This is a genomic window from Sinanaerobacter sp. ZZT-01, from assembly GCF_035621135.1.
Classification (GTDB): domain Bacteria; phylum Bacillota; class Clostridia; order Peptostreptococcales; family Anaerovoracaceae; genus IOR16.
The window spans coordinates 234352-260369 of record NZ_CP141728.1 but is presented as its reverse complement, the minus strand read 5'-3'; the positions used below and the strand labels follow the sequence as shown (position 1 = coordinate 260369).

At 38.3% G+C, this 26018-nt stretch carries 27 protein-coding genes; 19 read left to right on the top strand and 8 right to left on the bottom strand.

The genetic code is table 11. The annotated features are described in order from the left end of the window. The first annotated feature begins 64 nt into the window (after positions 1-64). A complete protein-coding gene (locus U5921_RS01280) occupies positions 65-832 on the top strand; it encodes an ABC transporter ATP-binding protein (RefSeq protein ID WP_324824732.1) in 768 nt (255 codons plus the stop codon). Beyond that, the gene (locus U5921_RS01275; protein ID WP_324824731.1) at positions 822-3065 is read left to right on the top strand and encodes an ABC transporter permease; all 2244 of its coding nucleotides are present in this window, start codon (positions 822-824) and stop codon (positions 3063-3065) included. The genes U5921_RS01280 and U5921_RS01275 overlap by 11 nt, the downstream gene beginning before the upstream one ends. Here the strand turns inward: U5921_RS01275 and U5921_RS01270 are convergent. Continuing rightward, the gene (locus U5921_RS01270; RefSeq protein WP_324824730.1) at positions 3062-4006 is read right to left on the bottom strand and encodes a YafY family protein; all 945 of its coding nucleotides are present in this window, start codon (positions 4004-4006) and stop codon (positions 3062-3064) included. The two genes, U5921_RS01275 and U5921_RS01270, sit on opposite strands and share 4 nt — an antisense overlap. 99 nt (positions 4007-4105) lie before the next feature. On the opposite strand from U5921_RS01270, the gene U5921_RS01265 reads away from it, so the two are divergent. The 7 genes from U5921_RS01265 (at position 4106) to U5921_RS01235 (ending at position 8885) form a co-directional block, all read left to right on the top strand. After that, entirely contained in the window at positions 4106-4522 is a 417-nt protein-coding gene (locus U5921_RS01265) for a pyridoxamine 5'-phosphate oxidase family protein (RefSeq protein WP_324824729.1), read from the top strand. A 312-nt stretch (positions 4523-4834) separates the two neighbouring features. Beyond that, positions 4835-5374, top strand: a complete 540-nt coding sequence (locus tag U5921_RS01260) for a GNAT family protein (protein WP_324824728.1) — start codon at positions 4835-4837, stop codon at positions 5372-5374. A gap of 21 nt (positions 5375-5395) precedes the next feature. Beyond that, a complete protein-coding gene (locus U5921_RS01255) occupies positions 5396-5650 on the top strand; it encodes a LysR substrate-binding domain-containing protein (protein ID WP_324824727.1) in 255 nt (84 codons plus the stop codon). After that, the gene (locus U5921_RS01250) at positions 5647-5814 is read left to right on the top strand and encodes a hypothetical protein (protein ID WP_324824726.1); all 168 of its coding nucleotides are present in this window, start codon (positions 5647-5649) and stop codon (positions 5812-5814) included. Before U5921_RS01255 ends, U5921_RS01250 begins: the two co-directional genes overlap by 4 nt. Then, on the top strand, positions 5801-7228 hold the full coding sequence (locus U5921_RS01245; RefSeq protein ID WP_324824725.1) for a PLP-dependent aminotransferase family protein: 1428 nt from the start codon (positions 5801-5803) through the stop codon (positions 7226-7228). The genes U5921_RS01250 and U5921_RS01245 overlap by 14 nt, the downstream gene beginning before the upstream one ends. Positions 7229-7455: 227 nt before the next feature. Then, complete coding sequence (locus tag U5921_RS01240; RefSeq protein ID WP_324824724.1) at positions 7456-8277, top strand: pyridoxamine kinase; 822 nt, start codon at positions 7456-7458, stop codon at positions 8275-8277. Positions 8278-8324: 47 nt separating this feature from the next. Continuing rightward, the gene (locus U5921_RS01235; protein ID WP_324824723.1) at positions 8325-8885 is read left to right on the top strand and encodes a pyridoxamine 5'-phosphate oxidase family protein; all 561 of its coding nucleotides are present in this window, start codon (positions 8325-8327) and stop codon (positions 8883-8885) included. A gap of 127 nt (positions 8886-9012) precedes the next feature. Here the strand turns inward: U5921_RS01235 and U5921_RS01230 are convergent, their stop codons facing one another. From U5921_RS01230 to U5921_RS01210, 5 genes are all read right to left on the bottom strand, one after another. Further along, entirely contained in the window at positions 9013-9513 is a 501-nt protein-coding gene (locus U5921_RS01230) for an AAA family ATPase (RefSeq protein WP_324824722.1), read from the bottom strand. 23 nt (positions 9514-9536) lie between these two features. Further along, positions 9537-10055 (bottom strand): methyltransferase family protein, encoded by a 519-nt coding sequence (locus U5921_RS01225; protein ID WP_324824721.1) that lies wholly within the window; start codon positions 10053-10055, stop codon positions 9537-9539. A gap of 272 nt (positions 10056-10327) precedes the next feature. After that, positions 10328-10771, bottom strand: a complete 444-nt coding sequence (locus U5921_RS01220) for a hypothetical protein (RefSeq protein WP_324824720.1) — start codon at positions 10769-10771, stop codon at positions 10328-10330. Then, positions 10768-10971 carry a helix-turn-helix transcriptional regulator gene (locus tag U5921_RS01215; RefSeq protein WP_324824719.1) on the bottom strand — a complete coding sequence of 68 codons (204 nt, stop codon included), beginning with the start codon at positions 10969-10971 and terminating at the stop codon, positions 10768-10770. Before U5921_RS01215 ends, U5921_RS01220 begins: the two co-directional genes overlap by 4 nt. A 236-nt stretch (positions 10972-11207) precedes the next feature. After that, positions 11208-12437 carry an MFS transporter gene (locus U5921_RS01210; RefSeq protein ID WP_324824718.1) on the bottom strand — a complete coding sequence of 410 codons (1230 nt, stop codon included), beginning with the start codon at positions 12435-12437 and terminating at the stop codon, positions 11208-11210. Positions 12438-12890: 453 nt separating this feature from the next. Between U5921_RS01210 and U5921_RS01205 the strand changes: the two genes are divergently transcribed. The 8 genes from U5921_RS01205 (at position 12891) to U5921_RS01170 (ending at position 22492) form a co-directional block, all read left to right on the top strand. After that, entirely contained in the window at positions 12891-13862 is a 972-nt protein-coding gene (locus U5921_RS01205) for an AraC family transcriptional regulator (RefSeq protein WP_324824717.1), read from the top strand. A 150-nt stretch (positions 13863-14012) separates the two neighbouring features. Then, positions 14013-14954 carry an ABC transporter permease gene (locus U5921_RS01200; protein WP_324824716.1) on the top strand — a complete coding sequence of 314 codons (942 nt, stop codon included), beginning with the start codon at positions 14013-14015 and terminating at the stop codon, positions 14952-14954. Further along, complete coding sequence (locus U5921_RS01195) at positions 14955-15755, top strand: ABC transporter permease (protein WP_324824715.1); 801 nt, start codon at positions 14955-14957, stop codon at positions 15753-15755. It begins immediately after the preceding gene. After that, complete coding sequence (locus U5921_RS01190) at positions 15755-16558, top strand: ATP-binding cassette domain-containing protein (RefSeq protein ID WP_324824714.1); 804 nt, start codon at positions 15755-15757, stop codon at positions 16556-16558. Before U5921_RS01195 ends, U5921_RS01190 begins: the two co-directional genes overlap by 1 nt. Then, the gene (locus tag U5921_RS01185; protein ID WP_324824713.1) at positions 16525-17235 is read left to right on the top strand and encodes a dipeptide/oligopeptide/nickel ABC transporter ATP-binding protein; all 711 of its coding nucleotides are present in this window, start codon (positions 16525-16527) and stop codon (positions 17233-17235) included. Before U5921_RS01190 ends, U5921_RS01185 begins: the two co-directional genes overlap by 34 nt. 28 nt (positions 17236-17263) lie before the next feature. After that, positions 17264-18874, top strand: coding sequence for a nickel ABC transporter substrate-binding protein (locus U5921_RS01180; RefSeq protein ID WP_324824712.1), 1611 nt, complete (start codon positions 17264-17266; stop codon positions 18872-18874). Between the two features lie 136 nt (positions 18875-19010). Then, on the top strand, positions 19011-20750 hold the full coding sequence (locus tag U5921_RS01175; protein WP_324824711.1) for an ABC transporter ATP-binding protein: 1740 nt from the start codon (positions 19011-19013) through the stop codon (positions 20748-20750). Positions 20751-20761: 11 nt separating this feature from the next. Continuing rightward, entirely contained in the window at positions 20762-22492 is a 1731-nt protein-coding gene (locus U5921_RS01170; RefSeq protein WP_324824710.1) for an ABC transporter ATP-binding protein, read from the top strand. 79 nt (positions 22493-22571) lie between these two features. On the opposite strand, the gene U5921_RS01165 is transcribed toward U5921_RS01170, so the two are convergent. Continuing rightward, positions 22572-23336, bottom strand: a complete 765-nt coding sequence (locus U5921_RS01165) for a helix-turn-helix transcriptional regulator (RefSeq protein ID WP_324824709.1) — start codon at positions 23334-23336, stop codon at positions 22572-22574. Between the two features lie 219 nt (positions 23337-23555). Further along, complete coding sequence (locus U5921_RS01160; RefSeq protein WP_324824708.1) at positions 23556-23978, bottom strand: DUF3788 domain-containing protein; 423 nt, start codon at positions 23976-23978, stop codon at positions 23556-23558. 209 nt (positions 23979-24187) lie between these two features. Here U5921_RS01160 and U5921_RS01155 point away from each other — a divergent pair, with 209 nt between their 5' ends. Continuing rightward, a complete protein-coding gene (locus U5921_RS01155) occupies positions 24188-24883 on the top strand; it encodes a response regulator transcription factor (RefSeq protein WP_324824707.1) in 696 nt (231 codons plus the stop codon). 3 nt (positions 24884-24886) lie between these two features. Further along, positions 24887-25810: a sensor histidine kinase gene (locus U5921_RS01150; RefSeq protein WP_417765025.1), complete on the top strand. Its 924-nt coding sequence runs from the start codon at positions 24887-24889 to the stop codon at positions 25808-25810. Positions 25811-26018: the final 208 nt, after the last annotated feature.

The window sequence follows — 26018 nt, the reverse complement described above, 5'->3', positions numbered from 1 at the left end:
TTTGTAAGAAAAGTAGATACAATCAGATTTCTTTATTCGTTAAAATGAATGTGAGGTGAAAAATATGAATCAACTATTAAGTATTGAACATATTGAAAAATACTATGGCAATAAAGGCAACCTTACTAAAGCACTCGATGACATCAGCTTTGAGGTGCAGAACGGTGAATTTATTGCCATTATGGGGGCTTCCGGTTCTGGGAAGACAACTTTGCTGAACTGTATTTCCACCATTGATACCGTCAGTGCAGGCCATATTCTATTAAGTGGCACTGATATTACAGAAATCAAGGAAAAAGAACTTGCCCGTTTCCGCAGAGAAAATCTTGGGTTTATCTTTCAGGATTTCAACTTGTTGGATACACTGACCATCAGCGAAAATATTGCAATGGCTTTGACTATCAACAAGGTTCCGGCAGGAGAAATTGAATCCCGCATAAAGCAGATTGCTGAAAAACTGGATATTGTGCAGATACTGGATAAGTTCCCTTATCAGGTTTCAGGAGGCCAGAAACAGCGCTGTGCCTGTGCAAGGGCTATGATCAACAATCCCAAGTTGATACTGGCAGACGAGCCGACCGGGGCACTGGACAGCCGTTCGGCGCAGATGCTTTTAACGACCATTCAAACCATGAATCAAGAATTGGGCGCAACCATTCTTATGGTAACCCATGATGCGTTTACAGCAAGCTATGCAAAGAGGATTCTGTTCCTAAAGGACGGTCAAATTTTCGCGGAAATTCTGCGGGGGGGACAAAGCAGAAAACAGATGTTTGGGAAAATCCTTGATGTAATGACACTGCTGGGAGGTGACTTATCCGATGTACGTTAAGTTGGCCCTGCGCAACGTTAAGCATTCTGCAAAGGACTATCTGATTTATATGCTGACCTTGATTTTATCGGTGGGACTTTTTTATGGGTTTTTATCCATCACAAGCCCTTTCTATAACAGCAGGCTGCCGATTCAGATGAATCTGGAATACTTTTCGGAAAAAATGAAAATCATCATCCCGGTTATCGCGTTGCTTCTTGTTTTTCTTATTTCTTATGTCAATTGTTATATGATGAAACGCAGAAAAAAGGAATTTGCACTGCAAACCATTATAGGGATGGAACAGCGAACAGTAGCAACTCTCTTTTTTATAGAAATGCTTCTGATGGGGCTTGTAGCGGTCTGCTTAGGTGTTGTACTCGGAATGCTTTTATCTCAAATTGTAAGTGCAATTATTATGAGTAGCTTTGGGGAAGTATTTAAGCCGTATTTTTCTGTTTACCCTGACACGATTCTCTGGACTTTATTGTTTTTTACCATGTTGTTTCTGATCATTGGCATCGGTAATGTGCGTATCATACGCAAGCAGAAAATAATCGATATGCTGAACGACAGCAAGAAAACAGAAAGTGCTTCTACGCTAAAGTACATGCTTCTTTCTCCTATGGCTGCCAGTTGTGTGGCGGATATTGGTATTCTGTTTCTTTGCAGTCATAAAATCGTGCCCTTTTGGAATCGGCTCAGTGAGCAAGCAATTTGGATGACAGGAGCTAATATTGTCAGTGCAGCTGTCTTCCTGCTTTGTGTGTTTATGTTTCTTTTTGTCACCGGAAAGATGAAAAAAGATGGCAGCTTCGGAGCAATTCTGCTGTCTGTAACTTCTCTGATTACAGGAATATTGCAATTACAGCTTCAGGGGCTAATTGATGAGTTGCTGCGGAGTGGATTCATCACCGGGGCTTATTATACCTTTGTTCCTCCTGTATTGGCGGTTGGCATGATCATTTTTAGTCTAATTTCATTTTTTAGCGGACTTTCATGGTTGCTGGTTCTGATGAAGAGGAAATCAAAGCGTTTCAATTATCAGAATTTGTTTTTACTTGGGCAGATCATTTCAAAGCTAAAAACGAATTCCAAAACAATGGCAGTTCTATCCTGCGCTTTTCTGTTCTCTTTGGTTTTGCTTGGATGGCTGCCTGCCTATACCGCACAGGTGGACGGATATTTGAAAGCACGTTCCCTCTATGACGTTCAAATATTTTCAGCTTATACACAGGTAGACAATATGAATCAATTACCTAAAACAGCGATAAACAGCTCCTATCTGAACCACTATTTGTCGGTCGGAGGCTATGAAATAGCCGGGAGTGCAACAGTAGAAACCTATTTTTTGAAAGATAGTGATTTCGATATACGGATTCAAAAGGATATGCCCGTTCTGGGTATCGCGCTCAGCAATTACAATGACCTTCTTAATTTATCCGGACACGAAAAAATCTCATTGTCTGAAAAGGGTTTTGCCATAGCATGGAGTCATAAGGCTTTACCTGAAGAAATAGAGGCATTTAATCAGCAGCATACACAAATACAGGCTGGCAAAAACATGCTAACTAAGGTTCAAGGAGCAGATTATCAAATGAATGTTGGCATGGGAATCTTTACAAGCAGGATGAAAGCCGTATATATTCTGCCGGATTCCATATGTAAAAATCTCACCCTTGCAACCATCTATTACGCTGCTAATACGACTAAACCGCTTTCCCACGATTTTGCCGTCAAAATGGACGAGCAAATCAATCCTTGGTTGAATAACAGTGGTATGATTCCCAAAAACAGCGGATATGTGAGGCTTCGAACTCTACAGCTTAACGAGGGAATATCCAACTCGCTGATGCTTAGGTTGGGAGGCGCGTATACAGGCTTGGTCTTGATTGTTATATCCCTTACAATCTTAGCTTTGCAGCAACTTACCGATACGACTGAACACAAACAGAGATTTGGAGTGATAGAAAAAATCGGAGTGGATAGAACCCAGATCAAGAAGCTGATACGGCAGCAAATGTCTGTATGGTTCGGTGTTCCTATTATTGTGGCTTTATGTGGTGCCGGAGCAATTTTCGTATACTTATTAAAAGTGAATTATGGGGATTACAGGCCATATATCACAGTAGATCACATACTGATGAATGTATTCAGCGTATATGGCGTTTTCCTTTTCATATTTGTCTGCTACTTAACTGTTACCTATACTTTATTTAAGCGGAATATATCAGAAAATGAATTGTTGCGCTAGATTACCGATAGATAATAAGAGTCAAGCTCCCTTATGGTATTTTTAATGCTGCTTTTTAATTCTTCTGGCGATATTGAAAGTATTTGTTTGCCATAAGAGACAAGGTAATTTGCAATGAAACTTTCTTCTCCTTCATTGTAATAACCGTTGATATAAAATCGACTACCAATCATTTCTAATTTCATAGATGGATAGTTTTCTTTATAAAACTTATCAACACCTTTTTGTGTGATTTCCACCCTAAAATCAATTGCGTCAGCACTTTTGAAGAACTCAAAACTTGACGTATCAAACTCTAATAAATTTTTGGCAATATAATGTTTGGATTCCATTATGGACGATATTTTATCGCAACGAAAGACAATCGGTTTCTCTGATTGAAAATTGAAAGCGGTTGTGTACCATTGGCCAAATGAAGAAGAAATATTGAAGAACTGTACATAAAATGTCTGAGTAGCAGAATTTTTCGTGTATTCAACTTCGCACACCTTGTTATCAGTTGCAAATGCTAAGATGTCTTTTAAGAATTTACTTTCATTAAAATGCTTGGTGCCACCCATTTGTAGTATGCGTTCCATTTTCCGGAGCTGATTCTTTTTCTCATCGGATAAGCATAATTCAAACTTGTTTTTCAGCACAGTTGTAGATAAGTGAAAAGGAGTCGTTTGATAATCACTAAGGGTTAGCATAGCAAAGTAGAGTGCATACATCTCGTCAACGGTGAAAACAATGGGTGACAACAATCGATTAGGGAGGATGCCATAATACCCGTTTCTACCTTGCTGTGAGTATATCGGCATTCCAATTGATTCAAGTGACTGTATATCTCGCAAAGCTGTACTTTTTGAGATTTGATATTTATTCATAACATCCTTTAGGTTGAATGAATTTTTACCATTCAAATAGATCATCAGATCCTGTAAGCGTTCAGGTTTTTTCATTTTCCCCTCTTTTTAAAATAGTATATTTAAATGGTATCACAATATGACACCGTTTAAAAGTAAAATGAACTTAAATAACACAAAGGGAGTGAAATAAGGATGAATGTAGAAAAAGAATTTTATAGAATGATGGCGACTCAGACGGAGATTGCTCTTGCAACATGTATAGCGAGCGTTCCAAATGTAAGAATTGTAAATTTTATATTTGATGAAGAAAAGAAATTGATTTACTTTTCGACTTTTGGAGACAACGAAAAGGTTAAAGAATTTGAAACTAATAATGAAATTGCATTTACTACAATACCCCATATGGGTAATGAACATGTTCGAGCAAGAGGAGTGGTTAGAAAAAGCGAAAGGACAATTTTCCATCTAGCGGAAGTGTTTAGTAAAAAAATAATGGGTTATGCCAATACAATTGAACAGGTAGGTGAGAATCTAGTTTTATATGAAATAAGTTTTACGAGCGCAAATGTGGTATTGAATTTTGAAAGTGCAGATGTCATTGAATTGTAAGCAAAGATAATGCTCTTTTGTTACCAGATCCTCCTAATTTGCAATTGATTAGGATAGAGCGGGGGCTTGAATGACAAAGCACTTGCCAACTCATCAATAGAAGAAAAAACTGAACTTTTTTGTTTTAGAATAAAGTTTTGACAAGTTTGATTTTAATTTTTCTTTAACGCCTTTTTCAGAAGTGGTTTTAATGCAGAGTATTTAGAATATTGCGACGTATTTGGTTGTCCATCTTAGATTTATGATGATTAAAATAGGCTGATATGGTAAAATACAGATAATCGATTAAATAAAAATTTAGGGAGATTTATTATGGAATTAAGGACAACCAGACTCAAAATCAGATCTTTCAGGGAAACAGATATTGAAGATGCTTTTGAAATTTACAGCAATGAAAACATCTGCAGGTTTTTATTGCATGAACCATGGACTTCATCTTCTAAGAATAACAAATTTCAAAAGAAGTTGATGGCTGACCAGCTTACCAAAGAAGCATCTGTCAGCTTAGCTTGTGAGGTGGATAATAAGGTGATTGGTGATATTTCCGTCTGGTATACACAAATGAAAGAAACTGTCGAAATAGGTTATGTATTTAATGAGCAATATTCAGGAAAGGGCTATGCTTCTGAAGATATAAAATGTGTGATTGAATATTTGTTTAACATAGAGAGAGTGCATCGCATACAAGCAAATCTTGATGCTAGAAATCTTTCATCAGCAAAGCTTTGTGAAAGAGTTGGAATGCGTAAAGAGGCTCATTTTATTAAGGATTTCTGGAATAAGAGAGAATGGACGGACACTATTACTTATGGAATGTTGATATCAGATTTCAAAGATAGTGGAAACAATTAATCCACAAGAGTCTCTCACAATATGAGGCATTTATCAAAGCTGTCGAGACGTAGATTTTCCGAGCGAATCGGAGAGATCAATGGCCTTCGTGAAGGTCCTATTAGAATTGGAACATTTAACAGTGTCTCTGCACAGTGGCTCCCTGGGATGATAAAGAGATTTCAACATGATTACCCTGGAACCAGATTCGAGCTGCCAAATCTGCCGTACATTGCGCTCAACGAGGGGGTGGAGGATGAGATTACAGCTATTTTGGACAAAAACAGCGCTGGATGATGAACGGAGCATATCAGGGCAAGGGTTATGGCTATGAAGCGGCACACGCATTTCTTGATTATTTGTTTCGTGAGGAAGGTGCAAGACTAACGGATGTAGCTCTACAAGAAATATCGTGTATAATTGATAATTATAAGGAGGTAAAAAAAGATGCTGCATATTGACCGTAATAGTAGTCTGCCTATTTATCAACAAATTTATGAACAAATTAAAAGTGGTATTTTATCCGGGAACTTCCCTGAAGGTTTACGTATTACTTCAATAAGAGCATTAGCAAGTGAGCTAAAGGTTGGAAGAAATTCAGTTAAAAATGCTTATGAACAGCTTGCCCTGGAGGGGTATATAACGGGGATACCGGGTTCGGGCTATGTTGTTAATAAATTAGATTTTTATTTACACCAAGAATTATTTGATTACCCAAAACATGAAAAGCGATCAACTGGGCAATCTGATAAGAATGTGAATAAAATCCGATATAGCTTCCAGTATGGAGAACTAGAAGCTGCAAGTTTTCCAAATAAGCTCTGGTGTACATATGTAGCAGATATTCTTGATGGACCCCAAGCACAATTTGTGCATGGGTTTGGAGATGTGAAAGGGGATTTAGAGCTGCGGCAACAGCTAAAACAATATTTGTATCGTAGCAGAGGTGTAAAGTGCGAAACAGAACAGATTATTATTTGTAGTGGTACACAACTTGCTTTGGAAATTATCATAAGAATTTTTCCATGTGAAAAGAATGTTGCTATGGAAGAACCTTGTTATGATGGCGCAAGTATAGTATTTCAAAGTAATGGTTTTGCAATACAAACTGTTCCAGTTGATAAGAATGGTATTGACATAAAAAGACTTTCATCTATGTCCGTCCCTATGGTTCATATTACTCCATCACATCAATTCCCGACAGGTGCTGTTATGCCAATCCAAAACCGAATGGAAATCTTAAATCTCGCCCATCGGCGTAATATGGTAATAATTGAAGATGACTATGATAGCGAATTTAGGTACAAAGGGCTTCCGATTCCATCACTGCAATCCATTGATCAAGCTGAGCGAGTGATTTATGTAGGAACTTTTTCTAAAGCTTTATCAACAGGTTTACGAATGGCATATTTGGTATTACCGTATTGGTTACTATCCGCTTACAATGAAAAATACAGAGGATACCAGTGTACAGTTCCGTTGCTTCAGCAAAGTGTTTTAGCTAAACTTATGCGAGATGGCCATTGGGAAAAGCATATTCGAAAACTATGTCTAAGTCAAAAAAGGAAGCATGATATCTTGGTTGATGCAATCAAAAAAAATATGAACGGTAAAGTTCGGATATATGGTCATGAAGCGGGATTACACATTCTAATGGAAATTACAGATGGACAGAAAGAAGATGTTCTTATTCAAAAAGCTTTAGCATGTGGTGTTCAAGTCAGTCCGGTATCCCCATTTTGGCTTAACAATGGTGCGAGTCAAGGAAATTTCATTATATTAGGTTATGGAAAGATTAAAGAAAAGGATATTGTGCCAGCTATAGAACTTCTTGCTGACATTTGGTTTAATCGTACGAATTTGTTTATGGAGTAAAACTGTATCCTAAAAAAAGTTGAAAATCGTTCCTTGATACGGGAACGATTTTGAAATATACTTATAAACGGAAGAAAGTATATGAAAGGAATTTGATCTAATATAGATAAAAACGCACCAATGAACAGATGAAAAAATTAAGGTTGGATTTTTAGCTTATGATAAGCGGGGTTTTGAATTAGTATTTAATTAGCGAACTTTTGTACCAGTATGAAAAGAGGGATAATTTGAGTGACAAGATATTATTGATAAATGATTTGCCAGGTTATGGGAAGGTGGCACTAGCTGCGATGATTCCTGTACTATCCCATATGGGTTTTGATCTATATAATTTACCCACAGCATTGATTTCAAACACATTTGATTATGGAAAGTTTGAAATATTGGAAACAACTGAATATATGAAAAACACAATATCTGTATGGAAAGAGCTGGGATTTAATTTTGATGGGATATCAACAGGCTTTATTGCGTCTGAGGAACAGGTAAGACTTGTAGCAGATTATTGCCAAGAACAATCCCAGAAGGGTACCATAATATTTGTAGACCCTATTATGGGGGATGACGGGAAGTTATATAATGGAGTAACTAATCAAACTATAAAATATATGAGACAACTCTGTTCAGTTGCAGATTATATTGTTCCTAATTATACAGAAGCAGCGTTCTTAGCAGGTGTAGATATTAAAAATGAAGGAATATCATTAAAAGAAGGATATGAATTAATAGATAGATTAAGAGAATTAGGTTCTGAATCTATTGTAATTACAAGTGTAAATCTTAAGGATCATACTGCTGTATTGGGCTACGATTCCAAAGAAGATGCATATTTTAGCCTTCCGTTTGAGTATGTGGCAGTCAGATTTCCAGGAACAGGAGATGTATTTTCATCAGTAATGATGGGAAAAGTGCTTTTGGGAGAACCTTTACAGGATTCTGTGCAAAAAGCTATGGATTATGTAAAGGATATTATAATACTGAGTAAGGATAATGTAGATAAATTCAGAGGGATACCAATAGAAGCTTGGCTTGATAAAATGGATAAATAAAAAATTTGATTCTTTGAAGAATGAATAGTAAAAAGGAGTTTATAAGCATGAGAAGAAAAGATAGAGAAATGAGTAGTGATTTTGGATACCATGTAATAGATAAGGCCAGATACGGAATACTCTCAATGATAGATGGTGATGAACCATATGGAATACCTTTGTCTATAGTAAGACATGAAGAAAATCTTTACTTTCATTCAGCTAAGGATGGAAGAAAAGTACGTACATTGACAAATAATCCGAGAGTCAGTGTAGCATTTGTAGGGGAGATAAGAATTCCAGATAACTTTGCTGAAGAGGAATTAAAAGAAATCGCATCTGATGAATCTAAAGCTAGATTATTGATTAGCAGTGTATTTACTACTGAATATGAGTCAGCAGTAATAAAAGGCAAAGTTGAAATAGTTGAAGATGAGGAAGAAAGTATCAAAGCCATGAGACTTATATGCGAAAAATATACCCCGACAAAGATGATGTACTTTGATATGGCAATTAAGGCTGGGTTAAAAAGAACAAATATATATAGAATCCGCATGGAAGAAATAAAATCTAAAAGAAAGAGATATGACAAACAAGGTAAAGAGATGAAATATGGGCGAATGGAATAAAATTTGGATTTTTACTTGGCGCTATTACTTTTATCATTTGTGGTTCTCCTTAACAATCATATTTTCTTTTCAATTTTAGCATTGCAGGAAGTTGTTTGCAACAAGCTGGTCTATATTGTTCTTTTTTCTATTTAACAATTTTTATGATAGAATCCGCTACTTGTTCCGGACTGATTTCGGATACATCCACTTTACAGGTGTTCAGTTTTTCGTAAAGAGGGATTCGTTCCATGCTTCTGAGGACTACATCTTCCGTGCGAATACCGGCAGCAATGTCTTTTTCCAATCGGGTTCGCAAGGCTATTTCATTGCAAATCAGGGAAATAGAATGCACCTTACAGTTGGCAGTATCCAGCCGTGAAAGGATATCGTCAATGATAGCCTGTTGGTGCATCACCCAGCAGAATATGATGTTTTCATAGGCAGAACACCGAATAAAGTTATTCAGAAGGTAACAGATGTTTTCTAATACCATCTGCTTTGTTTCCTCAGTCACCTGAAAAGGATGCATATCCCAGCACCAATCACCATCCAGAAAGACGCTGTTATTCAGTTTTCGTTTGAGATTTTGACAGGTAGCTGTTTTTCCTGCTCCCATCGTGCCGCCTATTAGGTATAAATTTTTCATGGAAGTACCTTTCTGTTTGCTGATTATATATAGCGTCTTACCTTATTCATATAACTTTTGTACTCTTCTCCAAATTCCTTTATGCACCATCTTTCTTCGGACAGGATGATCCAATGCGATGATATTTGGAAGATCAGCAGTATTATAAATAATAGGAACGATTGCGTAAGTAGTACGCAGCCTAAAAAGCAAATAAAATATGCCACATACATCGGGTTGCGGGAAAACTGATATAATCCCTTAACATTAATGCCATTTTCAGCAGGATTTGCAAAATTGAATACGGAAGCAAGACATAGCACGATGCCTAATGCATATATCACCAAACCTGCATAAAACCAATACGACTCAGTCGTGACCTTAAGGAAGAATAGATAGATGAAAAACAGAACGTTTGAAATTTGATAAAACCAATACGCTGCCTTTTCTGTTCTAATTAATGGGGCAAAAAAAGCTGCACGTTTTAAGCCGTTCTTATTTAATAAGCTTAATACTCCAAAGCGTACCAATAGAAATGGAATTAGTAAAAAAAATCCGTTCATGCTAGCTCCTTACACCTGGCTTATTTATATGATATTAATTATACTTCATTTCTTTAGCAAAGTGAATCATTTTACTTCAAGCCATTACGGATGTGGCAGTTTTTGCTCCGTTGTTAACTTATGTGTCTTTTCATCTATCCCTGACGGTAAATACTTTTTGTAAGCGAAGACTTAATGTATGGAGGCATTGCAACTACAATAACTTCTACTGTGTATTGAATCTGGAAAGTAATGTGAAGGGAATGACTTTTCTACGTGTGCATGCACTGAGTTTAATATTTGTTATCAAGATGTTTGAATATAAGAATACCGACAACATATTGAAAAATAAAATATCCACCTAAATATATGACAATTAAATTAGTATTTTTAACCACCTCTAATTGCCCCGATATTGAAAAAACTATTATGGAAATGCTGATAATAACTAACCCTAGCAAATAAGCATGTCTTCCTGATTTATCTCGTAATTTTTCTTTACGCTCGTCACGTAGTTCAATACTCTCATTTTCTAAATGCTCTGCATATTTCTTCTTATTCTTGGGAGCAGTCCAATAAAAATATTTAAGCATTTCCATAATGCCAGGTACAATTAGAGCAGCAGATACTCCAAATAATAGACTGTTTAATTTTGTATCAAACATTAATGCTACAACAATACAAGTGATACCAGCTAATACAAACAACACTCCAGATAGCAAATGACTTTTTCTCATTTTTTTCTCCTTTCATAAATAAAAATTTCTTCTATGGGCTTCCCAAAAAAATCCGATATAATAAACGCAAGATCTAAAGATGGATTGTATTTTCCATTTTCAATGGAACTAATAGTTTGCCTTGAAACTCGGATTGCTTTTGCAAACTCTTCTTGATTTAGCCCTCGCTCCTTTCTTAATTGCTCGAGCATATTTTTCAAAGATGCACCTCCTGACTATTTGACAAGTTCCCTTTACATTTTTATTGTACTACATAAGAAAATTTTTGTCAATGTTCCTTTACATTTTTATTTAGAACCCGTCCATCTTCCTTCATTTTTCCTTAATAGAAGTGAGGGGCATCTCTGCGAAATAGATAACCCCACAGGTCATGATGGTACATCTCCTGTCCGGCAAACGGGTAGGAGTAAGCAAGAAGAATGATAAGCAGCAAAATCTATTGTTGATTAGACAGAGTATCTAATTTTAATTGCTTTGCGTCCACACTTACAACTTTATTTTTTAATCTCAGCGTCAACAGAATTCCAAGTAAATATACAATGGCACCAAAGCCATATGCACCTGCAAAGTTTCCCATGTGATCAATAATCCATCCAGATACTCCTGGCCCTAAAGCTTGACCAATTGCGTAGAATATAGAAATAAAACCAATTGCTGCCGAAACATATTTAGGTGGTACCTGTTCCGATCCTTTTACTTGAATCAGGGTTACGATTCCGCCAATGGATGATCCCCAAATAATAGAAGATATTATAAAACCTGTTGTGTTTGTAAGTACAATAGGTAGGAGATCGCCAACTACAGCAAAACACCATGCAAGTAAAAGAGTCTTCTGTGAACCGATTTTATCAGAAATAATCCCCCAGACTGGCCCACCAATAATACTAAATATTCCTGCTATTGCATAAACAAAGCCCGCCGTTTCATTGGAAAAGCCTTTGCTTAGCATAAAGCTTGTTTGATACAGGTTTGGTATTAAATAAGCCAAACCAAGGAAAAAGTATAAAAAAGCTATTTTCGTAAGTTCTTTATTTTTTAGCCATTGAGGTTTTTCTTCCATTTCCGATTTTTGAATGTTATCAGGATTTCTCAAAACGACTGATGCGATGATCAAAACAATTAAGGATACAACTGAAAAAAAGACCCAGACAGATCTCCAGCCCAAGTCAGGAAAGTGTTTAATTAACAAAGGAATCATAAACCCGCTTAAAAGCATTCCAATGCCTGCACCACTTAACAGAATTCCTAGTGCCATGCCTCTTTTTTGTGGAAATCTTCCGACTACAATGGACATTAGCGGAGTAAAAACAAGAGAACTGCCTGCACCAGAAAGAAACATGAACAAGCAGATCATCCAGAAATAGGAGGATACTGAAATGCCTATCATCGCTGCAAGAACTAAAAAGCCGCCACTTAACAATACTTTCTTTGCACCCCACCGTACGGCAAGCACTCCTGATAAACCGACGGTCAACAAATATCCAAGAAACATTACAGTACCAACCAAACCCGTTTGTGAAATAGAAAGATTCATTGATGCTTGCATGTAGGGTAATACGGCACCGTAGGCCATACGGGCAAATCCGCTGGTTGTTAGTACCAGCAATAGGCCAGTTAAGGAAAATAACCAGAAATCCAATTTTTGTTTTGCGTTTTTATTACTCATAAAATTCACTCCTTCTTTATGTGATTCATATTTGAGATTTAGAAAATCACCAAGGCATTTAGGGCTTTATTAATGCCTTTACGTGTATTTATAAAAACTCTCATTGAGGATTGCATCAAGCATTAAATAGATTATCAATACCTTATCCTTCGTACCACTCTGAAAAGTTAGAATTCCATCTGTTTGGACAATAAATTTCTATAATTCGATAGAAATATTAGCATTTTTTTTAAGATTTCAGAAGATTTTTATTACATCTGGCAGAAGTAGTTAATTGTTATAACTTTAGGTTTGAGTGTTAAGGTAGAAATAATATAGTAAGTATGATATAATTTTGGTTAGATATAGCTAACCAAGAAAGAGAATATTGCTGATTTAATCACGGCAAATCTCTTTTCGTAATACGGAATAAAATTATGGCCTAAATAATTCTAGCAAAGGATAAGGTGAAAGATGAATGACAAACAAATAACGGATTTTTTTGATCCAGAGGTACAAAAAACAGCGTGTGAAGATGGCTGTTCTGTATATAAGATACAAAATGAAACGGGTGAGGGTGTTATTACACGATACAAAATATTACCTGGTATTGAACTGTTTTATAATGATTTTCATATGAAAGATGGACAAAATGAAAATAAACTTCCACACCCTGATGTGCTTGAAATCAATCATTGCAGAGAAGGTCGATTTGAGTGTGTTTTTAGTAATGGGGATTGCCAATATGTTGGAGCAGGTGATCTTGCAATCAATCGCCTAATAAATGAAACGACATCGACTACGTTTCCGTTATCACACTATCATGGTATTTCTATTACGATTGATTTGAAAGAAGCAGTAACTACGATGAATCAAGTTGAAAATGTGCTGGGTGGACTACATATTGATTTGTATCAGATAGCGGAGCGCCTTTGCAGAAAAGATACTTGTTTTGTTCTGCGAAGCCATAACAATATCGAACATATTTTTTCCGAGTTGTATAGAGTTACTCCCAAAATGATAGCGCACTATTTAAAAGTTAAAGTATTAGAATTACTTATGTTTTTAAATGATGTTCAAGTGAGCGAATATCAGGAGGAACGCCGATATTTTTCAAAGAATCAGGTGCAGGTGATAAAACAAATGCAGGCATATATGATTTCTGACTTGCAAAAGCATTACACCTTGCAGGAACTATCGAAAAAATTTGATATTCCTCTTACTTCTATGAAAGTATGTTTTAAGGGTGTTTACGGTTGCTCTATTTATTCTTATATGAAATCCTACCGCATGCAGGTGAGCATAATTTTATTGAGAGATACAGCGGAAAGCGTTACTGAAATTGCTATGAAAATGGGCTATGATAATCCAAGTAAGTTTTCAGAGGCTTTTAAAAAAGAATTTAAAGTGCTGCCATCAGAATATAGAAAAAAGTTGTCCAAATAGAGGGGTGTTGGTCTTTTCAGAGTGGCAAATAAAAATATAATTGTATAAACTCTTATCTGAGAGAGCGGATGACTTAAGGGCGCTATGGAGCGCTCCTTTTTTTGGGTCGAGGTTAGCTAAGACTAACTAAAATCAAGGAGGTAATCGCACATGAGGCAGGATTTGAAAAAATATATTCTGAAAAAACTGATCGAGTTGATATTTACACTATTTTTTGTGACATTGCTTTCGTTTCTTTTGATGCGCTTGTCATCCGTTGACCCAGCAACCGCATATGCGAAGCGAATGATAGGAAGCCCGACAATAGAGCAAATCGAAGCGATTCGGATACAGCTGGGTTTTGATAAACCATTACTGGTTCAATACGGACGCTGGGTAATTGATTTATTTCATTTTGATCTTGGAACTTCGCTGGCAAATGGGCATGAGGTTTGGACGGATATTGCAACTGCCTTTCCTAAAACACTTGGAATTGTTTTCCTGGCATCTGTATTTCAAGTTTTTACAATCATTGTGTTGAGCTGTACCGCATTTTTGTCACCTTGGAAGATTCCCAAAACCGTTTTGCAGATTATTTGTATTTTAGGCGTTTCTATCCCTTCTTTTTATTTGGCAACGGTATATCTGGATTACTTCGCAGTAAAAAAATCCCTGATTTCTGTGACGGGGAATACGAATTTCCTTAGTTACCTATCACCTGCACTTTGTATTGGGGTGTTTGGGGCTTCCTTCTATACGCCAATGTTAATGGATGCATTAGAGCACGAAAGTAATGAAGACTATGCATTCTATGCCCGTTGCCGCGGACTGTCGGAAAGTAGACTTTTATTTTTTCATTTTCTGCCTAGAGCCGCAGTCGGCCTCGTTCCTAACTTTCTGCAAAGTATAGGTTTGGCGCTGGCAAGTGCAACTGTAATTGAGCAGATTTTTTCCATTCCTGGCTTTGGTTATTTGATTGTCAATCATGTATTGGATCGAGATACGCCTATGATTCATGCGGAAGTGTTTTTCCTTGCTCTGGCGATTGCCCTATGCAATATTGCTGCCGATTTGATTCAATGGGCAATTCATAGAAAAAAGGAGGTGGTGTAAATGAAAAAGGAGAGAGCAGCATACCGTCTTTCCATTGTAATTCCCATACTAGTGATTGTGTTTTTTTTAATCGGATATCTATTTGCGCCCAATAATCCGATGGAATCTAATCTTTTGACAAGATTTCAGAAACCAGACACTACATACCCGTTTGGAACCGATCAATTAGGTCGATGTATTTTCTCACGAATCCTTTATGGAGGATGGACAACACTTGGAATTGTACTGGGCGGATCGATGATAGTCTTTTTGTTGGGAACAATCATCGGGATGGCAACAAGCCGTGCGATAATGAAAGGAAATACTTTAATTGACGGACTCATCAATGCAATCACAGCAATACCGCCTATTGCCTACCTGATTATTTTTATAGGCGCTTGGGGAAGTGGAGCGAAAACCACGTTATTTGCGCTGACCGTATCCTATATCCTTCGCTATATTAAACTGGTACGAACCCGAACTGATATGGAAATGGGAAAAGCCTATGTTATGTGCGCAGTTGCTTCCGGAGCTTCAAAATTACGAATATTAATGATCCATATCCTCCCCAATTTAATAGCAGAGATGATACGCTTTCTCTGTTTATCTTGTGCAGACATGATACTTGCAATTACAGCTTTCTCCTTCATTGGATTAGGGTTGGGAGATAGTGTTGTAGATTGGGGTAGCATGATTTTAGATGCGCGTGGTGCACTGGTTCTAAATCCTATCATGATTCTGTACCCGATCGGTGCTGTCATTTTATCGACACTCTGTTTTAATATTTTGGGCAGACGCTTGACTAAAAAGGAGGCGACGTGATGTTAAAAATCAATCAACTAAGTGTAAAAGAAAAATCAGGCCGTTCCCTGTTGGAACAAGTATCTATAGAGATACCTTCGGGGACAATCGTAGGACTTACAGGCCATAGCGGTTCAGGAAAAACAACACTGCTGCGGAGTATATTCGGAATGCTGCATACGGACTGTAAGACTGAGGCTGGGGAAATTTACATGGATGACACAGATTTACTCCGCTTATCCCCCAGGGAGCATCGTGGTTTGTGCGGCAAAAAGATTGGTTTTATACCGCAAAACCCAATTACCGCCTTTGACAGTCGATTGAAAATTGGATATCAGATTCAGGAGACATTCCAGAAACAGTTGAAATTGACGAAATCAAATGCGATTGCATTGGCAAAAGATAAATTGGATTTAGTCAATCTGAAGGAAAAACAAAGAGTGCTGAATGCATATCCATTGGAACTTTCGGGAGGAATGCTTCAACGGGTGGCTGCTGCCATTTTATTAGGAATGTCACCCGACTATATCCTTGCTGACGAGCCAACGGCCGCACTGGATGAGGAAAACCGCAATCTGTTGTTAGATGTGTTGCAGACGCAAATGCAGGATAAAGGCATTCTGTTTGTATCCCACGATGTGGACGCACTTCAAAGACTTTGTAACAATGTTTATGTGCTTGGAGCAGGAAAGGTAATCGAACAAGGCAATATGGATCAACTATTGATGAAACCGCAAACGGATTGGATGAAACAATTCGCAAGCTTAAGCAAGAAAGAAAGCCGAGGTGAATGGGAGTGGAGGAAATTGCAATACAAAATGTGAATCAAATTTATCGCAGTGAAACACAGGGTGAGTTTCATGCACTCTGTGATATTAATATCCGATTGGAAAAGGGTGAAAATCTAGCGATAGAGGGTGAAAGTGGTTCGGGCAAAAGCACGTTAGCGAGATTGCTGATTGGTATGGAACGACCCACATCCGGCACCATCTTGTTAGATGGTAACGATATTACACAGTGGAATTACCGTACATGGAAAAGCCATCGTAAAAAAATACAAGCGGTTTTTCAAGATTCTTCTGGTACATTGAATCCAGCAAGATCAGCATTTTCCAATGTTGAAGAAGCGCTGATAAATTTGACTTCGTATAACCGAAAAGAACGAAAACAACGTATCTATGATTTGATGGATGCGGTCTATATGGATCATAAGTTGCTGGATACTCCGGTGCGCCGGCTCTCAGGAGGAGAACAGCGTCGCCTGTCGCTTCTTCGAGCCATGGCGGTAGAGCCGGATTATTTAATCATGGACGAAGTGACAAGCGGTCTCGATTTGATTTCAGCCGATGCCGTACTTACCCTAGTAGAGAACGCTGCAAAACTGCACCGCTGCTCCTGCATTTTTATAACCCATAGCCGGAAAGATGCGATGCGAATTTCTGATCGGATTGCAATTATGCAAAATGGAAGGATTGTAGAGCAGGGGCATCTAATAAAATAAATCTCAATACAGAAAGGATAGAATTAAAATGAAAAATACTTGGAAAAAAACATTCTCTGCGCTCTCGATCTGCGCGCTCCTCACATTTAGCCTGGCAAGCTGTGGGCAAGATGCTGAAGCACCTGACGCAGGTCAGTCATCCTCTACAAAAGTATTAACTATTTGTACTGCAAAGGAGTTGGATAACCTGACAACTCTAACCATGAATAAAGAAAACAATATTGCTTGCGGTCTCGTATACGAAACGCTGGTGGCCTACGAAAAGGGTAAAATTGTCCCAAAACTGGCTGATGATTGGAGCTGGGACGAAACCAATACGGTACTCACATTCGAACTGCGCCAGGGTGTTGCTTTTACCGATGGAACGGAGTTTAACGCTGAAAGTGTAAAAGCTATATTGGAATTTGACAGCTCCAACCCCAATTTTAGTGGGATTAAGGGCATTTATAATATCCAGAGTGTTGAAGCAATTGATAAATACACAGTGGCTGTTCATTATGATGCTCCATGCTTCTCCTATTTAAATGATTTCTGTTTTCAGAATGTTGCAGGTATGATGTCCCCTGAGGTTTTCGAGGCGGGTAATTTCCAAACATTCAAAGAGGTTGCAGGGACTGGCCCTTATGTACGGGATAAGATTATTTCTGGAGACTGCACTCGCTTTGTTCGAAACGAAAAATATTGGGGCGAAGCCCCGTATTATGATGAGGTCATTGTGAAATATATTCCGGAGGCTTCTTCCCGACTACAGGCGTTACAGACCGGCGAAGTAGACATGATTTATGGAGCAGAACTGATTACATATGATGATTACAATCAGGCACTCACGCTGGATGGTATTGCTGGTAAAATAAATGAAGGGAGTACGCTGACACGTAACTTGGTTCTAAATGCTGCCAGCAAGGTGTTGCGCGATGTTAAGGTTCGTGAAGCGATTGCTTATGCAATTAATAAGCAGGAAATCACTGAGGGGCTGACCTACGGCTATGAAACTCCGGCTCCGACACTGTTCAGTAAAGGCGCACCTTATACAGATATTCGTTACAATACCATGCGGAAATTTGATTTAAAGAAGGCCAGTGCCCTGCTGGATGAAGCAGGCTGGATAAAGAACGAAAAGACAGGTTTTCGTGAGAAGAATGGAAAAATGCTGACGCTGAATTACACCTACTGGTCAGACATTTCTCTCGCTCAGGAAATGGCATTGGCAATCAAAACGCAGCTGGCCAAAGTGGGTATTAACGCGGAAACCACCGGACAAGATCAGATGACATGGTGGACGGAAGGCGTAGCCGGCAACTATGATATTACCACTTGGAATACGGAAGGTTCTTATACGGAGCCCCATAAATTTCTTCAGGAAACACTGGGTGCTGACCCTCATGCTGTTTCATTGCAGGCCTTGAGTAATTTTGAGGATTATTCTGCAGCAGTTCATCAATTTTCTACAACTGCAGAGCCTGATACGGTTCAGAATGCAATTGAAAATGCATTGAACATTTCGAATGATAATGTTATTGATCTGCCCATATCCTATTCAAAGGATTTAGTGGTTTATAGTACGGCTAAAATTGCAGGGTATACATTTTCCAGCGTTCCTCAGTTTTTTGACATTAACAATGTGCAGCCTGCTAAGTAATGCTGTAAATCTTTGTCTAAATAGGGGGTTAACAGCCTTATCAGAGTAGTAGAAAAAAATGAAATCGCTTAAAATAGAGGTTGGTTAACGAAAATTAACCAACCTCTATTTTATTTAAGAAAGGATCGAATGTGAAATGGATAAAGAACAAAATCCTATGTACAGATTGATGGAGCTTGCAGCTCCATACAGGCATAAATATATCCTGTCAGTCGTTTTAGCTATCCTCGGTGTTGCCGCTGGTTTAGTACCGTTTTTTGCAGTTTCTAAAATCATACTGCTGCTGATGGGAGGGGAAACGGCTATTTACATTTATTTGAGCTGGTGCCTCATAGCTGGTGCTGGTTTTTTAGCAAAAGTATGCTTTTTCAATCTCTCTACTTTTATTTCCCATACCGCAGCCTTTGAAACCTTGTGTGAAATTCGAATACAGTTAGTGGACAAACTCACAAAAGTTCCCATGGGATATATTATTAACACCCCGTCCGGTCAACTTAAAAATATTCTTGTGGACAGGGTAGAAGGTATGGAAACAACTCTCGCCCATCTGATTCCTGAATTAACCGCGAACTTTTGTATTCCAGTCTGCATTATAATTTATCTGCTGTTTCTTGACTGGAGAATGGCGCTTGCCTCCATGGTAACATTACCTGTTGGTATGCTTTGCTACAAAGGAATGGTGAATGGCTATGAGGAAAAATTTCAGGGTCTTATGATGCGCGTTCGTAAGATGACGAATACGGTTGTAGAGTATATTGGGGGAATCGAAGTAATCAAAGCTTTTAATCAATCTGCTAATTCTTATCATAAGTATGCTGATGCAGTTGAGGATAATGCTTTATATGCCGTAAACTGGATAAAGAGTGTTCAGGTTTATAAGTCCATGCTGTTTACGGTTTGGCCAAGTGTGCTGGTCAGTGTACTTCCTGTTGGCTGCGTTTTATACCGGAATGGCAGCTTGAGCGTCCCGGTTTTTGTCACTTGCATTGTTCTGTCACTAGGCATTATTACACCAATCCTGAATGCCATGAATTTTACAGACAGCATTGCGCAGATGAAGTCTATTGTAGGAGAAATCTGTTCTGTTCTGGATGAAAAAGAGCTGGCAAGACCTGTGCGGCCGGTCAAACTTGATACATCCAGCATCTCAATGGAGAATGTAAGTTTTTCTTATGAGGAGAATAAATCACTTTTGGAGCAGGTCAGCCTTAATATTCCGGAAAAAACCATTACAGCCTTTGTAGGTCCCAGCGGGGGCGGTAAATCTACTATTACTAAGTTAATTGCGGGTTTTTGGGATGTGACCGCTGGTGCAGTTAAAATCGATGGTATCAATATTCGGGAAATTCCGTTGGAACAGTTGATGGATCAGGTTGCCTATATATCACAGGACAATTATCTGTTTGATGAAACAGTAATTGAAAATATCCGAATGGGAAAGCCAGCAGCCACGGATGAAGAAGTCTATCAGGCAGCAAAGGATTGTGGTTGCTATGACTTTATTTTGAAATTGGAAAATGGTTTCCAGACAGTTGTAGGTGGTGCGGGCGGGCATCTTTCCGGAGGAGAGCGGCAGAGGATCGCAATTGCGAGGGCTGTGCTGAAGAATGCACCCATTGTCATTCTCGATGAAGCAACAGCCTATATTGATGCAGAAAACGAAGCGTTGATTCAGGAAGCAATGGCGAAGATCATTGATGGGAAAACGGTTCTGATGATTGCACATCGTCTCTCTACGATTACCGATGCAGACAAGATTGTTGTGGTAAAGAATGGACATATTGAAGCAGAAGGCACGCATCAGAACCTGCTTCTGACATGCCCTTTATATCAGGAAATGTGGAAAGCACATATCGACACAAAAGACGTTGCTTAAGGGGAGATAAAATGATTCATGTATTAAAAAAAATATATAATTTTTCAGGGAAAATGCAAGGAACAATGAGATTGACAGTTCTGTTTTCAGTACTGCATTCCATTTTTGATATGATGTCCTTTGCTGCGCTTGCGTTGGTTTTTTCAGGCATTATAAACGGCTTTGGAACAGCAGCAATCTGGCAGATATTCGGAATCACTTTTGCAGGTATGATATTGAAAATTATCTGCAGTTATATTTCAGATTTTTACAAAGTAAAAATAGGCTATTTCATGTGCGCCGAAAAGCGCATTCATATTGGCGATCGTATTAAATACATGCCAATGGGATATTTCAGTGATCACAATCTGGGTAATTTAACTTCTGTGGTTACCACCACGATAGGCGACATTGAAAACAATGCACCAACCGTGTTGACTAACATTTTAGGCGGATACATTCATGTAGCAGTTATTACAATTGTTATGGCTGTCATTGACTGGAGGATAGGATTAACCATTCTCTGTGGTATCCTGCTGTTTACCTGGTGCATCAGCAGTCTTCAAAAAAAATCCGAAAAAGTTTCTCCAGAGAGGCAGACGGCGCAAGAGAAACTTGTCTCAAATGTATTGGAGTATGTGCAGGGAATGTTAATTGTCAAATCCTTTAACCTGGGCAGAGACTCCAACAGCAAAATAAAACAGGCTATTTTAGAAAGCAAATCTAAAAATCTGAAGCTGGAGCATTTATTTATTCCTTACACCGTTCTGCAGCAGATGATACTATATGGCACAAGCGTAGTCATAATTACGGAAGCGTTGATTTTTCACCTCAACGGCTCGATGAGCCTGCCCATATGCCTGTTAATGACGGTTGGTTCCTTCATGCTGTTTGGGGAACTCCAATCAGCCGGAAATTCGTCTTCCCTATTGCGGCTTCTGGATGCCTCAATCGATAAAGTCGAAGAAATTAACAGAACACCTGTCATGGATGAGAAGGGGAACGTACAGACTCCGTCTAATTTCGATATAGCATTTGAAAACGTTTCTTTTTCTTATGGTGATCATAAAATTCTGGATAACGTCAGCTTGTCAATTCCACAGAAAACAACAACTGCCATTATCGGGCCTTCTGGTGCGGGCAAGAGCACTCTATGTAACCTGATTGCCCGTTTTTGGGACGTGGATGGAGGGAAAATTACAATTGGCGGAATCGATGTCCGCGATTATACGCTGGATAGTCTATTGGCGAATATAAGCGAGGTATTTCAGAAGGTCTATCTGTTTGCTGATACGATTGAAAACAACATCAAATTCGGAAAACCAAATGCATCTCATAAGGAAGTTAAGCTTGCGGCAGAGAGAGCTTGCTGTCATGACTTTATTATGAGTCTTCCGGATGGCTACAACACCGTTATTGGAGAAGGCGGTGCATCACTGTCAGGTGGTGAAAAACAAAGAATTTCCATAGCCCGTGCTATTTTAAAAGATGCGCCCATCATCATATTGGATGAAGCCACATCCAGTGTTGATCCGGAAAATGAGAATATGCTGATGGAGGCAATTGCAGAATTAACTAAAAATAAAACCGTTATTATGATTGCGCATCGGCTGAAGACAATACGGAATGCTGACCGAATTTTTGTCCTGGCTGACGGACATATTGTACAGCAGGGGACACATGAAAAGCTGATCAATGCAAATGGTATCTATGAACAATTCATTCGTGCCCGCAAAAAGGCGGTTGGATGGAAATTAAAATAGATTAAGCTGTAATTACTATTGATGGTATGACAATATCACCGAGGCTAGAAATCAAACTGCTCTCGGTGATAAAATTAAGTTATTCATATTTTTTTCCAACAATACATATGGGAATAAACATCGCAAGAACTGCACCTAAAGTGAAAAATAACTCCCCACTTTCCCAAAGTCGAGGGAAAAACGATGAAAGTGAAAAATATAAGAGCGGAAATATGGTAAAAATAATCATTGTTGTCAGATGTACTGTCTTAACAATATGATTCCAGTTACTGTTGTTAAGATGGACGCCGGGGATATTCATGCGAAACACACCGTGGGTATACTGGCTTATATGATTGCTATCATAATAAATGGGTAATTCTTCCTTTGCAAAAAATGTAAAATATGTGCCGGAAATGGCCATCAAAAGTTCTACTGTATAAACACTTTCGCGAATCGTGCTGATTGAATGTCCGCTGACAAGGAATAAAATCAATTCTGCAATAAAGATACAAATTGAACCGATAAAAATTCTTATTCTAATTTGTTTGGAGTGTTCTTTTTTTTCTATTTCATCCTTGGACAAAGTAATAGTTTTGGACATGATAGCATCTACTTCATCAATACTAAACTGGGCATTAATTGCTATTCTTTTTCCACATAGCAGTTCCGTGGTCGTTACATTGAAGATTTTTGATAGGGGCATCAGTAAGGATATATCAGGCAAACTCAATCCTCTTTCCCACTTGCTGATTGCTTTATCTGATAAAAATAATTGTTCGGCAAGCTGTTTTTGTGTCATTCCCTTTTCTTTTCTTAATTGGGCTAAAAACTGTCCAAATTCTTGATTGTCAATCGATTGCATTTGCAACACCTCCTGTTAATCAGCATGAATCAATATTTAATTATTATCAACCGACCACAGGTGGAATCAGTATAATTTCAAGTAAACTGTTAGTTGAATTTATGATACTTGCCTTTGTCCTGTTCGAAGTTATCGGAATGAGCTTCATCAAAACCGATACCAAAAGTAGTAGGATTTTCAAAAATCTATTTCCATACAATTTTTTGCAGTATAATTTAATTATTTGCTTTCTCTGCGAATTTGAATTAATTTTAATGTATCTTGGCATAAACAACCGCTATCAAACAAATCTATCATGAGCCATCTTTGTCCGTTCCCCTCTTTTGTATTATGAAAAATTTTCTGCATCTCGTCTGATAGCTGTGCTAATAAATCGTTGACTTTTTCTTTTTCTTTCTTTCCTATAACAACTAATACAGTAAAATAACCTTCTTTAGGATAAATAACACAAAGAGATTTTCCTGCTTTTCTTAATTTGATATTCCAACCACGAGCCCATACATCTTTACTATACTCAACTTTACAAAGAGCATTATATTCGTTATTTATGAAGTTATAGAATTGACTAAAAATAGGATTATTTATATATTCACTTATCTCTTGAATATTTGGTTGATAATTAATATCTTTTAAATCTAACATCACATACCTCCGTCAAATATAATTTGCTTCTTAAGCATAAAAGGCGACTACTACCATTTCAAAAATATTTTGTCCAGTAATATATATGGAAAAGCTTATCACAGTTAAGTAAGGCTTTCAAGTTACTCAAACTTGCACTAATTTAGCAGACAAAGTAAAATGGATTTAATACATTGCGAATAGTTTCGCAATACTCGGGAGGTTTGAAAATGGGCTATAGAATCTTAGTGATTGACGATGATAAAGAATTGTGTGCTTTAATCGAGCAGAGCGTTGCTGCTGAGAGTATAGGTGCAGACCATTGCTATTCTGGCGCAGACGGACTCGCCATACTCCAAAAGAATGATTACCAGTTGATTCTTTTGGATGTGATGATGCCGGGAATGGACGGTTTTGAAACCATGGAAAAAATACGACAAAAAAGCAGGATTCCCATTCTGATGCTGACTTCCAAAAACGACAGCACATCAAAGATCCGCGGATTACGTTCCGGCGCGGATGACTATCTGACAAAACCTTTTGATATGGAAGAGCTGATTGCCCGAGTACTTTCTCTGATTCGCCGGTATACACGGTTTAATATGACTGGAGATCATTCGCAGCCGTTGACCTATCAAGGGCTAACCATAGATATGGACAGCCGGAGCGTAACGACTCAGAACGGAACGTTTGAATTGCCGCCGAAAGAATTTGACCTTCTGCTGTTCTGCGTGAAAAACCAGGGGAAGATTTTAACAAAGCAACAGATTTACGAAGAAGTATGGGGAGAGCCATACGTTTACGATGACAGCAACATCATGGCAATTATCAGCAGGCTCCGCAAAAAGATAGAACTCGACTCCGGTACGCCTTATTACATCCAGACGGTAAAGGGAATCGGCTACCGTTTTAACAAGGAGGTGTAGGCCATGATTTTCAATGTGACATTAGGCATATTCTTTTTTCTTTCGCTTCTGTTCGATATGATCTGTATGGGAAAACTCCTTGGCGTCAAGAGGCAGCTTCAGAACATGACAGATGCCCTGAATGATATGGAAGCGGGAAATGGGAACCGTAGAATTCTTGCCGTGGACAATGAGCTGACCGCAGATTTTTCCTACAAAATAAATGAAATAGTTACCCGTTACGAGGAAAGAATCTCAGAGCTCAGAGCGGCAGATGAAACCAACCGTCAACTAATGACGAGCCTCTCCCATGACGTGCGGACGCCGCTCACAACTTTAATCGGTTATCTAGAGGCAGTACACAGAGGTGTTGCCACAGGGAAAGAGCGTGAAGATTATCTGAAAATTGTCAGACGTAAAGCCCATGACCTTAAGGACTATATCGACCTTCTGTTCGACTGGTTCAAGCTCAACTCCGGCGAATTTTCATTATCCATAGAACGGGTAGAGCTTGCGGAATTGACACGGAATATTCTGAAAGATTGGATTCCCATCTTTGAAGAAAATCATCTGAATTATGAAATTGAAATTCCGGAAAGAGCGCTGCTTGCAAAAGTTGATCTGGACGGATATGCCCGTATCCTCAACAATCTGGTGCAAAACGTCATCGCCCATAGCCGGGCCACGCAGATTAAAATTGAAATGGTACAAAATGAAAAGGAAATTGAAATTCATATCGCGGACAATGGGATAGGCATTGAGAAAGCAGACTTGCCGCACATTTTTAAAAGACTGTATAAATGTGATAAAGGGCGATCCGATAAAGGAAGCGGATTAGGGCTGTCCATCGTTGGGCAGATGGCTGAAAAAATGGAAGGTAGGATTAACGTTCGCAGTGAGCCAAACCAATATACGGTTTTTACCGTCTGTTTTCCGGTAAAAAAATGAAAAAACCCCTGTTTATGGACAGGAATTTCTCTTTCTCCAAATTACGCCTAATCTGTATATGGCTGTTTTTATTCAAACGATTTATCGATTACAAACATAAGCATAATAAGACAAAAACTTTTTCACTAAATACGATTTAGACGGCTTTTTTTAGACAATTTTGTAGAATTGAGGGCGTTCAAGGCAAAAAATAGATAAGAGAATATGT

Excerpts from the sequence above, each read along its gene's own strand:
- U5921_RS01250 (WP_324824726.1), top strand. The coding sequence starts at position 5,647 with ATGATGAACGGAGCATATCAGGGCAAGGGTTATGGCTATGAAGCGGCA.
- U5921_RS01280 (WP_324824732.1), top strand. The coding sequence starts at position 65 with ATGAATCAACTATTAAGTATTGAACATATTGAAAAATACTATGGCAAT.
- U5921_RS01185 (WP_324824713.1), top strand. The coding sequence starts at position 16,525 with ATGGGAGTGGAGGAAATTGCAATACAAAATGTGAATCAAATTTATCGC.
- U5921_RS01205 (WP_324824717.1), top strand. The coding sequence starts at position 12,891 with ATGAATGACAAACAAATAACGGATTTTTTTGATCCAGAGGTACAAAAA.
- U5921_RS01200 (WP_324824716.1), top strand. The coding sequence starts at position 14,013 with ATGAGGCAGGATTTGAAAAAATATATTCTGAAAAAACTGATCGAGTTG.
- U5921_RS01210 (WP_324824718.1), bottom strand. The coding sequence starts at position 12,437 with ATGAGTAATAAAAACGCAAAACAAAAATTGGATTTCTGGTTATTTTCC.
- U5921_RS01220 (WP_324824720.1), bottom strand. The coding sequence starts at position 10,771 with ATGAGAAAAAGTCATTTGCTATCTGGAGTGTTGTTTGTATTAGCTGGT.
- U5921_RS01230 (WP_324824722.1), bottom strand. The coding sequence starts at position 9,513 with ATGAAAAATTTATACCTAATAGGCGGCACGATGGGAGCAGGAAAAACA.
- U5921_RS01275 (WP_324824731.1), top strand. The coding sequence starts at position 822 with ATGTACGTTAAGTTGGCCCTGCGCAACGTTAAGCATTCTGCAAAGGAC.
- U5921_RS01170 (WP_324824710.1), top strand. The coding sequence starts at position 20,762 with ATGATTCATGTATTAAAAAAAATATATAATTTTTCAGGGAAAATGCAA.
- U5921_RS01260 (WP_324824728.1), top strand. The coding sequence starts at position 4,835 with ATGGAATTAAGGACAACCAGACTCAAAATCAGATCTTTCAGGGAAACA.
- U5921_RS01175 (WP_324824711.1), top strand. The coding sequence starts at position 19,011 with ATGGATAAAGAACAAAATCCTATGTACAGATTGATGGAGCTTGCAGCT.
- U5921_RS01265 (WP_324824729.1), top strand. The coding sequence starts at position 4,106 with ATGAATGTAGAAAAAGAATTTTATAGAATGATGGCGACTCAGACGGAG.
- U5921_RS01150 (WP_417765025.1), top strand. The coding sequence starts at position 24,887 with ATGATTTTCAATGTGACATTAGGCATATTCTTTTTTCTTTCGCTTCTG.
- U5921_RS01160 (WP_324824708.1), bottom strand. The coding sequence starts at position 23,978 with ATGTTAGATTTAAAAGATATTAATTATCAACCAAATATTCAAGAGATA.
- U5921_RS01235 (WP_324824723.1), top strand. The coding sequence starts at position 8,325 with ATGAGAAGAAAAGATAGAGAAATGAGTAGTGATTTTGGATACCATGTA.
- U5921_RS01155 (WP_324824707.1), top strand. The coding sequence starts at position 24,188 with ATGGGCTATAGAATCTTAGTGATTGACGATGATAAAGAATTGTGTGCT.
- U5921_RS01245 (WP_324824725.1), top strand. The coding sequence starts at position 5,801 with ATGCTGCATATTGACCGTAATAGTAGTCTGCCTATTTATCAACAAATT.
- U5921_RS01195 (WP_324824715.1), top strand. The coding sequence starts at position 14,955 with ATGAAAAAGGAGAGAGCAGCATACCGTCTTTCCATTGTAATTCCCATA.
- U5921_RS01255 (WP_324824727.1), top strand. The coding sequence starts at position 5,396 with ATGAGGCATTTATCAAAGCTGTCGAGACGTAGATTTTCCGAGCGAATC.
- U5921_RS01165 (WP_324824709.1), bottom strand. The coding sequence starts at position 23,336 with ATGCAATCGATTGACAATCAAGAATTTGGACAGTTTTTAGCCCAATTA.
- U5921_RS01190 (WP_324824714.1), top strand. The coding sequence starts at position 15,755 with ATGTTAAAAATCAATCAACTAAGTGTAAAAGAAAAATCAGGCCGTTCC.
- U5921_RS01180 (WP_324824712.1), top strand. The coding sequence starts at position 17,264 with ATGAAAAATACTTGGAAAAAAACATTCTCTGCGCTCTCGATCTGCGCG.
- U5921_RS01270 (WP_324824730.1), bottom strand. The coding sequence starts at position 4,006 with ATGAAAAAACCTGAACGCTTACAGGATCTGATGATCTATTTGAATGGT.
- U5921_RS01225 (WP_324824721.1), bottom strand. The coding sequence starts at position 10,055 with ATGAACGGATTTTTTTTACTAATTCCATTTCTATTGGTACGCTTTGGA.